Genomic DNA, 9,718 nt, shown 5'->3' on the forward strand with positions numbered 1-9,718 from the left:
CTGTGTAAATCCGGGAGGCGTGGCGAGTGAGGGGATTCTCAACCGTGCCCGCTGGGACGGGCTCGCTTGGGACTTGGTGTGGTGCCCGTTCCGCGCAAGCAAAAGGGGCGGATTCCAAAGAACCCACCCCCCTTGTCTATCTCTGAAACCCTATTGTGGCGCGGGGGTCGGAGCCGGGTCCGCGGGTACGGGATCCGCCGCGCTCGCCGTCTCGGTGGATTTGGCGAGTTCCGGATAGGCCTCGATCATCGATGCGCCGTTGAGCGGCTTGCTCTGGCCGTTGTGGCAGGTGGTGCAGTTCACCTTCGGTACGTCGCCGAGCACGCCGAGGCGGGCGGTGGGGAAGGTGGAGGTCAGCGGTTCGAGATAGTTGCCATTGATGTCCCGCACCATGCGGATGCCGTGCCAGGCGGTGGTGCGCTGGGGCGTGCTCTGCGACCAGTTCGAGATCGCCCGGGTGTTGTGGCAGAAGGTGCAGTTGACCCCCAGACCCTCCGACATGTGGATCATCAGGCCGTAGGTCTTCTCGGCATCCTGGATCGGCTTGCCCTTGGTGGTGGGGAGCGCCGTGGTGGCGTTCACCCGGATGGCGTTGTTGTCGATGGTCTTGTCGGCGAGGTATTCGGTCAGCGTGTCGTAGGGCAGCGAGGCGAGGCCCACCGAGGCCTTGGCCAGGTTCTGCCCGTTGTTCCGGGCGGTGAAGCCGCCGGGCCGGTTCGGGCCGGGATCGGTGAACCAGAAATGGGCCGGCACCGGCTGGCCGCGATGGCAGGTGAAGCAGGTGACGCCCGTGCCCCCCACATGGTTGTCCTTCCAGCTCTCGTTGATGTGCTGGGTCATCTGCAGCATCCGGCGGGCGACCTTCTTCTGGTAGAGGCTGTCGTCGGCCATGTTCTCGGTGTTGTGGCAGTAGGTGCAGCCCTGTTCGGGGCTGACCCATTCGGTCATCGAGACCATCAGGCGGTTGAACTCGTTGACGCTGACGTTCTTGAGGACCTGGACGTTCTCGTAGGTGGCGCCGGCGAGTTCCTCGCCGGGCTCGGCCGGGTCGGCCGGCGCCGGGGCGACGTTGGCCGCCTTCGTCTCGGCCGCCCCGGCGCGGGTATGGATCTGGTCCATCGCCGTGCCGCGAAAGCCGCTCTGCTGGACCGCCAGGGGCGGCCGGTCCCAGTCGGTCAGGCCGAACATCGCGATGGTGAGGAAGAAGGCGATCGAGGCGCCGAGAACTGTGACGAACGTCTTCATGGGACCGCCCCCGGCATGCTCAAGGGATCGACGACCGGCGCATAGACCTGCGGATAGGACGGGGCGACGCCGTGCTTGACCGCCCAGAGGTACCAATTGTCGACCACCGTGCCGGTGAGCAGGATGCCGATGCCGCCGGTGAGGGTGGTCAGAACCGCGAACCACCAGGCCCAGCGGTGGATCGATTCCATCGTGGCGTTGAAGCCCATGGTCCAGCGCCAGAACAGGGCGGCGCGCTCGGTGGCGGTGCCGCGATCGACGATCTGGTCGATCTCGCGCTCACCGCCGAAGCGGCTCACCGCCAGGATGGTGGCGCCATGCATCGCGAAGAGCAGCGTCGACCCGTAGAGGAAGACGATCGAGAGCATGTGGAACGGGTTGTAGAAGAGGTTGCCGTAGCGGAGCGAGAAGGCGGCGGTCCAGTCGAGATGCGGGAAGATGCCGAAGGGCACCGCCTCGCTCCACGACCCCATCAGGACCGGCCGGATGAAGCCGAGGACCAGGAACAGCCAGATGGCGGAGGCGAAGGCCCAGGGCACATGGGTGCCGAGGCCGAGCGCCCGGGCGCGGCGATAGAGCCGGACCCACCACAGCAGGATCGAGGCGGTGAGGAAGAAGCCGGCGATCAGCCACCACCCGCCCTCCTGCAGCGGCGGCAGGATCTTGAGCCCGTATTGCGGTCGCGGCGGCTCCAGGGCGAGCCAGGGCAACTGGCGCACGAACTGGACCGGGTCCCAGTTCACGCTCGCCCACATGTTGAGGCCGACGATCTCGAAGGCGATGAGGAAGCACACGCCCGAGAGGGCGCCGAGATAGCCGATGTAGATCGGACCCACCTGGGCGTTGCCGAACAGGCCGAACAGGTAGCTGTGGAACGGCGTGCCCCAGCGCCGGTCGACATCGACGGGAACGCCGAGTTCCGGAATGGTGGAGCGGACTTGGACCTCGGTGAAGATGTTCTGATAATAGGCCATGGTCGTGCCCCCCTCTAGCGCCAGACCGGGAGATTGAGCCACCAGCCCCACCATTCCGGCCAGCCACGGGTCCAGAACGGGCCGCTGATGATGATGCAGACGGCGCTCCAGAAGCCCGCCGACAGGGCGAGGAACAGGCCGAGCCGGTGGATGCCGAGCGTGCCGATCGAGTAGCCGATCGTGTCGCGGAAGAAGGTGTCCTCGTGCTCGGGCGTCTTCACCACCTGGCCCTTGCCCGGATTGGTGGCCGAGAGGATCAGGGCGCCGTGCAGGGACAGGGCGAAGGTCGTCGTGAAGAAGAACGACACCGCCAGCATGTGCGCCGGATTGTAGTGGAAGTGCAGGTACTGGTAGCCGGTGTTCGAAACCCAATCGAGATGGGAGAGGATGCCGTAGGGAAAGCCGTGGCCCCAGGCGCCCATCAGGAACGGCCGGATCACCACCAGCGAGACATAGGCGAAGATCGCCACCGCGAAGGCGAAGGGCACGTGGTAGCCGATGCCGAGCTTGCGGCAGATCTCGACCTCGCGCAGGGCCCAGGAGACGAACGACCCGATGGCGCAGAAGGTGATGATCTGCCAGAGGCCGCCCTCCTTGAGGGGGGCGAGCGCCAGCCCGTATTTGAGGTCGGGCGGCGCGATGTTGATCTGCCAGATGTTCCAGGTCGGCCCGAGTGCGGCGCCGTAGACGATCAGCGCGGTGCCGAGCACCGAGAAGAACAGCGTCGTGACGCCGAAGAACCCGACATAGAACGGCCCGACCCAGAAATCGAACAGGTCTCCGCCGAGGAGCGTGCCGCCGCGGACGCGGTATTTTCGTTCGAAACTCAGCATCGCCATCGCGAATACCTCCCGGCTTCACAGGTCACGATTCTTGATGGATGGGCGCATCCGCTCTTATCGGCAGAGCGCGTCCCCCTCCCCCTTGTGGGGAGGGGCCAGGGGTGGGGGTGGCGCCGCTTGCCTCCGCAGCAGGAGGGTCGCCCGACCACCCCCACCTCCAACTCCTCCCCACAGGGGGGAGGAGGGGGCCGCATCCCGCCGGTCAGGCGGGCATCGTCGGCAGGACCAGCGTCTGCGCATTGGCGGCGCGCGGGGCCTTGGGGCCTTCCAGCCAGTTGAACCGGTCGGTGCTGAGCAAGATGAAGTGGATCAGCAGCGCCAGAATGAACAGGAAGGTGAAGAGCGCCACCAGCGTGCGGCGCGGATCGAAGAGAAGCCAGACCTTGTGCATGGGTGCGTTCCTCCTCAGGAGATCATCGAGACGAGGCCGTGCGCGGCGCTCGTGACGGTGTCGAGGGCGGCGTAGCCCTTGGGGCCGGGCAGCCACGGGCGCCACATCCAGACGAGGATATGCGCGACCACGGCGATGGCCGTGAAGATGATGAAGCTCGTCAGGAAGATCGCGTGGAACTCCTTGGCTTCCGGTTCCGTCAGCCCGGACAGGCTGCTCGCTTTTTCGATTCCACTGGACATGATGTGAGCCTCCGCTTTCGTCTGGCCGTGCGTGCTCCACGCGCGGCGGGTGAGGTCGCGGGGGCCGGCAGCGGCGCTCGCGACGGTCGTTCCCCCCTCGTCGGACGGGAGGTCGTTCGGGTTCCGGATCGGGCGGGCATCGGCCCGGGGCGATCCGGCCCCGGAAAGCGTCAGCCCATGAAGACGAAGGGGATCGCCGACACGGCCATGGCCTTGGCCTCGCCGAAGACCGAGCGCCGGGCGATGAGCCCGTGGCCCGCCGGAGCCCGTGCCGGGACGAGGCGCTGGAGCGCCGCCGCCGCGAGGAAGAAGGGGTAGGTCGCCACCAGGAGGAGGCGGAACTGCAGCTCGTGCCGCTGCAGGCGCGACGGGGCGGGACGCGACAGAGCCTGGCGGGAGGGCATGGTCCGGGGGAACATGGTCATCGACTGCATGGCGGAGATCTCCTGTCCGCGATCCGCGGCGGTCGGCCTCGCGAGGAGGCCGGTTCTCGACGGAAACGGCGCCGCGCCGCTCCAGCCGGAAAGAGGGTGTGGGGCGGGGGCGCTCATGCCGCCGCTCCGAGGGTCAGGTCCGCATGCGCGCGCTCGACCTCGGCCGGGGAGACCCGCTCCTGCCCGGCATTCCGGGTCGCCCGTTCGGCCGCGTCGCGCAGGCGCTTGGCCACCGAGATCCGCACCAGGACCGGATGGGCCTCGACGAGGTCGTCGAGGAGGGTGCGGGCGGCCTCGTCCCAGGGCAGTTCGCGATGGATCCGCGCCGGCGTCGCCTCGACCCGGTCCATGTCGCGGGCCAGGGGCAGGATGTGGAAGAGCATGTCGAACAGGGCGTTGCAGACCTCCTGGATGAGGTAGGTCGCGCCCGAGAAGCCCATGAACGGCGTCCCGGTATGGCGGCGGATGATGGCGCCGGGGAAGGAGGCCGGCACGAACACCGCCCGCGATCCGCATTCGGCCGCGTACATGCGCTCGTTGAACGAGCCGAACAGGACGAGGGGCGGGTTGGCCTTGATCGCCTCGCGCACCGCCGCGTTGTCGGTCTTGGCGCCGGGCCGGCGCGAGATCGCGAAGGTGCAGGGCAGGCCCATCTCGTCTTCGAGGAAGCGGCGGACGCCCCGCGCATAGGTGTCCGAGGCGACGATGCCGAAGCTCGCCGTGCCGAAGAAGTCCTGGGTCACCGAGCGCCACAGATCCCAGACCGGCTTGATCGTGGTGTGCCGCTCGCGCTCGATGAAGGGCTCCGGATCGAGGCCGAGGATCTCGCCGAGCTTGCGCAGGAACTTGGTGGTGGCGTGCAGGCCGATCGGCGCCTGCAGGTAGGGCCGCTCGAGGGCCTCGCAGAGCAGGCGGCCGAACTCGCGGTAGAGGCAGATATTGGCGTCCGCGTTCACGAGTTTCGGCACGTCGGCGAGATGCGAGCCGAGCGGAAAGGCGAGGTTCACCTCGGCGCCGATCCCCTCCACGAGGCGGCGGATCTCGGCCAGATCCGAGGGCATGTTGAAGGTGCCGTAGGCCGGGCCGATGATGTTGACGCGGGGTCGCTCGCCCTCCTTGCGGGGAGGCCTTGCCGGGATGCCCTTCTTGGCGAATTTGCGGGCGCCGTATTCCTGCCAGAGCCAGGACATCGCCCGGTCGGCGGTCTGCCACTGGTCCTCGTCGATGGTGCGCGGCAGGAAGCGCTGGAGGTTGGTGCCCTCCGGCGTCACGCCGCCGCCGATCATCTCGGCGATGGAGCCGGTGACGACCACGCTCGGCATGCCCGGATCGAGGGTGGCGTGCGCCCGCTTCATCGCGGCCTCGGTGCCGTGACGGCCGAGCTCTTCCTCGGCGAGCCCGGTGACCACGATGGGCAGTTCGTGCGGCGGCAGCGCGTCGGTGTAGTGGAGCACCGAGGTGACCGGCAGGTTCTCGCAGCCGACGGGACCGTCGATGACGACCTGCAATCCCTTGATGGCGGTGAAGACGTAGACGGCGCCCCAGTAGCCGCCGGCCCGGTCGTGATCGAGGACGAGCATCAGGCCATTTCCCCGATCGGGTTGTGGGAGGGTTTTCCGCGCGTCGCCGAGGCGACGTTCTGGCGGATTGTCGGCACCTCTTCCCAGATGCCGGCGGCATGGCCCTCGCCGACCCCGTCGAAGAAGTCCCGCATGGCGTCGAACCGGTGCCGGTTGCCGAGGGCCGTGTTGATGACCTTGGCGAGCGACCCGGCGCCGGCGACGCCCATGAGCGGGCGGGCCGAGATCAGGTTGGTGAAGTAGAGGGCGGGGATCGCCCGCTCCTTGGCCGCCTGCACCACCGGCGTGGTGCCGATGGCGAGGTCCGGGCGGAACTCGCGCATGGCGGAGAGGTCGTCCTCCAGCGAGGCGCGAAAGCGGACCATGACGCCGCGCGATTCCAGCCAGTCGCGGTCTGCCTCCGAATAGGGCGTGCGCGGGCAGGCGGTGCCGACATAGGCGAGATCCGCCCCGCTCTCGACGAGGAGCCGGCCCACCAGCAGTTCCGAGCCTTCGTAGCCCGAGAGCGTGATCCGGCCCTTGATCGGCGCGGCGGCCAGCGCCCCCCGGATCATCGGGAGGAGACGGTTCTTGGCGGCCTCCACCGTGGCGCGGGGCACGGCGCAGGCCTCGCCGATCCGGTCGAGCCAGTCGGCGGTGCCGTCATGGCCCACGGGGGCGGAGCCGACGATGGGGCGGCCGGCGAGTTCGAATTCGCGGATCGAGGCGGTGTAGAACGGGTGGATCGCCGCCACGGCCGCGCAGTCGAGCGCCGCGTAGAGCTCGCGCCATTCGCGGGTCGGCACCACCGGGCCGGCGCTGAGGCCCAGCGGCTCCAGCAATCCGCCGATCACCACCGGGTCGGCCGGGAACATCTCGCCGAGCAGCGTCACGCTGGGGCGCTCGGAGCGGCCGAGGCGCGGGGCCTGGACCGGACCCTGCTCGGCCTCGGAGCGGGCGAATTTCAGCATGGCCCCGGCGAGCACGTCCTTGGCTTCCGCATGGGTCGGCACGCCGAAGCCCGGCACGTCGATGCCGATGATGCGGACCCCGTCGATCTCCTTCGGCAGGAGGCGCAGCGGCACGCCGGAGGCGGTGGGGACGCAGAGATTGATGACGACGACCGCGTCGTAATCGGCGGGCTTGGCCACGTCGAACACCGCCTCGCGGATGTCCTCGAACAGCTTGCCGGTGACCAGGGTCTCGGAATTGAAGGGGACGTAGCCGACGCTGCGCTTGGCCCCGTAGAAATGCGAGGTGAAGGTGAGGCCGTAGACGCAGCAGGCCGAGCCCGACAGGATCGTCGCCGTGCGGCGCATGCGCAGGCCGACGCGCAAGGAGCCGAAGGCCGGGCACATGCTCTGGGGCTGGTCGTGCGGACCTTGTGGGTAGTCTTTTTTGAGCTGCTCCAGCGTCTCCGACATCCCGGCGGCTTCGGCGGCCGCCCGCATCGCGTCCTTGCCGGAATGGCAGCCGAGCCCGTCGGTCTCGGTGGCGGCGAGATTGACCGCCTCCGCGGGCAATGCGGCGGGAGCCAGGGTCGAGGCGGGGCGCTCCTTGCGGGCGCGCAGATCGGCGATGTCGAGGGAGACGGCCATGCGCGTCAGACCTCGTCGTAGACGACTTCGAGGGACGGCTTCACGACCAGGGCCGTGCCGCACATATCCTCGAAGGTGGCGGGAACCAGGGTGACGCCCCGGCCGACGGCCTCGCCCTTGAACAGGCCGAGCAGACCGTCCTGGGAGAGCGGTGTCGGATGGTTGGCCGCCGCGTCGTGGACGTTCTGGGCCAGATCCGCGAAGAGCGAGCCCCATTGGCTCTCGGGCCTGCCGATGATCTCGTAATTCGCGCTCTTCTTGCGGATGTCGTCGTCGGCCGGGATCGAGGCCAGGACCGGGATGCCCACGGCGGCGGCGAAGGCCTGGGCCTCGCCGGTTCCGTCGTCCTTGTTGATGACGAGGCCGCCGACACCGACATTGCCGCCGAGCTTGCGGAAGTATTCCACCGCCGAGCAGACGTTGTTGGCCACATACAACGATTGAAGATCGTTCGAGCCGACGACGATGACCTTCTGGCACATGTCGCGGGCGATCGGCAGGCCGAAGCCGCCGCAGACCACGTCACCGAGGAAGTCGAGCAGGACGTAGTCGAAGCCCCATTCGTGGAAGCCGAGTTTTTCGAGAAGTTCGAAACCGTGGATGATGCCGCGCCCGCCGCAGCCGCGCCCGACTTCCGGTCCGCCGAGCTCCATGGCGTAGACGCCGTCGCGCTTGAAGCAGACATCGCCGATGGCGACCTGCTCGCCGGCGAGCTTCTTCTTGGTGGAGGTCTCGATGATGGTCGGGCAGGCGCGGCCGCCGAACAGGAGCGAGGTGGTGTCGCTCTTCGGGTCGCAGCCGATGAGCAGGACCTTCTTGCCCTGCTGGGCCATCATGTAGCTGAGATTGGCCAGGGTGAACGACTTGCCGATGCCGCCCTTGCCGTAGATCGCGATGATCTGCGTCTCCTTGGTGGCGGAGACGGGGGTCGCATCCGGCTCGATGGCGGCTTCGGCGCGCAGGAGTGCGGCTCCGTTCAGCTGCATGTTCATGAAGCGGCTCTCCAATCGAGGATCATCTTCAGGCATTCGGGCTCGCCGAACGCCGTGCGATAGGCGGACGGCGCGTGCGCCGCCGGTTCACGATGGGTGATCAGGCCGTCGAGGGAGAGACGCCCCCCCTCGATCAGGGTCAGGACCGCGGCGAGATCCTCCGGCCGCCACTGGGCGGCGACGCGGATGCGGGCCTCGCGCAGGAAGGCGGGCGGGAAGGCGAAGGAGAGCGGCGCCTCGTAGAAACCGGCGAGCACGATCTCGCCGCCGGGCCTGAGCCGCCCGATCAGCGTGTCGAGGATCGCGGCGTCGCCGCTGACATCGGTGATGGCGCCGTAATCGCGGGTCTCGTCCGCATCCGGATGCAGGACCTCGTAGCCCTGCGCGCCCGTGGCCCGCACCGGGTTCGTCTCCCACACCACAGGCTCGCCGCCGGCGATCCGTGTCAGGCGGGCGAGAAGCCGCCCGAGCACCCCGTGGCCGACGATGAGCGAGCGGCCTTCGGGATGCGCGTTGAGCGCATGATAGGCGGTGGCCGCCAGGGCGATGAGGATGCCGTGTTCGCGCAAATCCGCATCGATGGGAACGAGGCGGGCGCCTTCGCTCACCAGGCGGGAGGCCGCGCCGCCGAACAGGCCGCGCACCGGGCCGAAGCAGCGGGCGCCCGGCACGAAGACCCGCTGCCCGACCGCGAGGCCGGAGGCGGGGCCGGCTTCCACCACTTCTCCGACCGATTCGTAGCCGGGGACCAGGGGATAGCCCATGCCCGGGAAGGGCGGCATCCGGCCCGTCCAGAGGAGGCGCTCGGTGCCGGTGCTGATGCCGCTCCAAAGGGTCTCCACCACCGCGTCGGCCGGGCCGGGAGCATCGAGGGCGAGTTCGGCGAGCGACAGGTGTTCGGGGCGTTCGAAGAGGACGGCCAGCGCGTGCATCGTGTTCGACCCTCCCCTGTCTCGTGCCTCGACCCGATGGCTACGGGTGCGGCGCTTGTTCGATGTGTCATCCTAGATTGACACTTTTATTCGTCAAGCCTTACTTACGCTGCAGCGTGTCAATTCGTCTGGACACCAGCAGGCGGGTCAGGAGCGGGCGCCGCGTCGGGATCTCGCGGCACTCGCGAAATCCGGCCTCCTGGAGGAGCGCGGTCAGCTCGGCGGGGCGGCGGCAGCGGCCGCTTCCCATCGCCAGCAGGTAGAAGCCGAAATAGGCGTCGGTGACCGGCTCGGCCCCCGCCGTCCCGGCCATCGGCTCGGCGATCAGGAGCGTGCCGCCATCGCCGAGCGCGTCGTAGGCGGCGCGCAGGAGCAGGCGGACGGTGTCGTCGTCATGGTCGTGGACGACCCGGACGAGGGAGATGGCGTCGGCACCCGTCGGCAGGGGCGCGGTGCGAAAACTGCCGCCCCGGGCTTCGGCGCGGTGGGACAGGCCCTCGGCCGCGAAA

The 9,718-nt window shown here is 68.7% G+C and carries 11 protein-coding genes; all 11 read right to left on the reverse strand.

Annotation, left to right across the window (positions count from 1 at the left end; translation table 11 throughout):
- Nucleotides 1-150: 150 nt before the first annotated feature.
- Nucleotides 151-1,245 carry a photosynthetic reaction center cytochrome PufC gene (pufC, locus tag FV220_RS11005; RefSeq protein ID WP_147831344.1) on the reverse strand — a complete coding sequence of 365 codons (1,095 nt, stop codon included), beginning with the start codon at nucleotides 1,243-1,245 and terminating at the stop codon, nucleotides 151-153.
- Nucleotides 1,242-2,219, reverse strand: a complete 978-nt coding sequence (pufM, locus tag FV220_RS11010; protein WP_018043295.1) for a photosynthetic reaction center subunit M — start codon at nucleotides 2,217-2,219, stop codon at nucleotides 1,242-1,244. The genes pufC and pufM overlap by 4 nt, the downstream gene beginning before the upstream one ends.
- 14 nt (nucleotides 2,220-2,233) lie before the next feature.
- The gene (gene pufL, locus FV220_RS11015; RefSeq protein WP_056146872.1) at nucleotides 2,234-3,058 is read right to left on the reverse strand and encodes a photosynthetic reaction center subunit L; all 825 of its coding nucleotides are present in this window, start codon (nucleotides 3,056-3,058) and stop codon (nucleotides 2,234-2,236) included.
- Nucleotides 3,059-3,263: 205 nt separating this feature from the next.
- The gene (gene pufA, locus FV220_RS11020) at nucleotides 3,264-3,452 is read right to left on the reverse strand and encodes a light-harvesting antenna LH1, alpha subunit (protein ID WP_018043293.1); all 189 of its coding nucleotides are present in this window, start codon (nucleotides 3,450-3,452) and stop codon (nucleotides 3,264-3,266) included.
- A gap of 14 nt (nucleotides 3,453-3,466) precedes the next feature.
- The gene (gene pufB, locus FV220_RS11025) at nucleotides 3,467-3,694 is read right to left on the reverse strand and encodes a light-harvesting antenna LH1, beta subunit (RefSeq protein WP_018043292.1); all 228 of its coding nucleotides are present in this window, start codon (nucleotides 3,692-3,694) and stop codon (nucleotides 3,467-3,469) included.
- A gap of 170 nt (nucleotides 3,695-3,864) precedes the next feature.
- Entirely contained in the window at nucleotides 3,865-4,098 is a 234-nt protein-coding gene (locus FV220_RS11030; protein ID WP_026175845.1) for a hypothetical protein, read from the reverse strand.
- A 143-nt stretch (nucleotides 4,099-4,241) separates the two neighbouring features.
- Nucleotides 4,242-5,708 carry a chlorophyllide a reductase subunit Z gene (gene bchZ / locus FV220_RS11035; protein ID WP_018043290.1) on the reverse strand — a complete coding sequence of 489 codons (1,467 nt, stop codon included), beginning with the start codon at nucleotides 5,706-5,708 and terminating at the stop codon, nucleotides 4,242-4,244.
- Nucleotides 5,708-7,285: a chlorophyllide a reductase subunit Y gene (gene bchY, locus FV220_RS11040; protein WP_147831346.1), complete on the reverse strand. Its 1,578-nt coding sequence runs from the start codon at nucleotides 7,283-7,285 to the stop codon at nucleotides 5,708-5,710. Before bchY ends, bchZ begins: the two co-directional genes overlap by 1 nt.
- A gap of 5 nt (nucleotides 7,286-7,290) precedes the next feature.
- Nucleotides 7,291-8,277 (reverse strand): chlorophyllide a reductase iron protein subunit X, encoded by a 987-nt coding sequence (locus FV220_RS11045; protein WP_056146876.1) that lies wholly within the window; start codon nucleotides 8,275-8,277, stop codon nucleotides 7,291-7,293.
- Nucleotides 8,274-9,209 (reverse strand): chlorophyll synthesis pathway protein BchC, encoded by a 936-nt coding sequence (gene bchC, locus FV220_RS11050; protein ID WP_147831348.1) that lies wholly within the window; start codon nucleotides 9,207-9,209, stop codon nucleotides 8,274-8,276. The genes FV220_RS11045 and bchC overlap by 4 nt, the downstream gene beginning before the upstream one ends.
- A gap of 100 nt (nucleotides 9,210-9,309) precedes the next feature.
- Nucleotides 9,310-9,718, reverse strand: a 409-nt coding sequence (locus FV220_RS11055; RefSeq protein WP_281406081.1) for a methyltransferase, incomplete at its 5' end; no start/stop codon positions are given.

Origin of the sequence: Methylobacterium sp. WL19, assembly GCF_008040005.1 — a bacterium.
GTDB lineage: Bacteria > Pseudomonadota > Alphaproteobacteria > Rhizobiales > Beijerinckiaceae > Methylobacterium > Methylobacterium bullatum.

What these genes read in the sequence shown, in the direction of transcription:
- pufB (WP_018043292.1), bottom strand. Translation starts at nt 3,694, where the DNA reads ATGTCCAGTGGAATCGAAAAAGCGAGCAGCCTGTCCGGGCTGACGGAA.
- FV220_RS11030 (WP_026175845.1), bottom strand. Translation starts at nt 4,098, where the DNA reads ATGCCCTCCCGCCAGGCTCTGTCGCGTCCCGCCCCGTCGCGCCTGCAG.
- pufA (WP_018043293.1), bottom strand. Translation starts at nt 3,452, where the DNA reads ATGCACAAGGTCTGGCTTCTCTTCGATCCGCGCCGCACGCTGGTGGCG.
- bchC (WP_147831348.1), bottom strand. Translation starts at nt 9,209, where the DNA reads ATGCACGCGCTGGCCGTCCTCTTCGAACGCCCCGAACACCTGTCGCTC.
- FV220_RS11045 (WP_056146876.1), bottom strand. Translation starts at nt 8,277, where the DNA reads ATGAACATGCAGCTGAACGGAGCCGCACTCCTGCGCGCCGAAGCCGCC.
- pufM (WP_018043295.1), bottom strand. Translation starts at nt 2,219, where the DNA reads ATGGCCTATTATCAGAACATCTTCACCGAGGTCCAAGTCCGCTCCACC.
- pufC (WP_147831344.1), bottom strand. Translation starts at nt 1,245, where the DNA reads ATGAAGACGTTCGTCACAGTTCTCGGCGCCTCGATCGCCTTCTTCCTC.
- bchZ (WP_018043290.1), bottom strand. Translation starts at nt 5,708, where the DNA reads ATGCTCGTCCTCGATCACGACCGGGCCGGCGGCTACTGGGGCGCCGTC.
- pufL (WP_056146872.1), bottom strand. Translation starts at nt 3,058, where the DNA reads ATGGCGATGCTGAGTTTCGAACGAAAATACCGCGTCCGCGGCGGCACG.
- bchY (WP_147831346.1), bottom strand. Translation starts at nt 7,285, where the DNA reads ATGGCCGTCTCCCTCGACATCGCCGATCTGCGCGCCCGCAAGGAGCGC.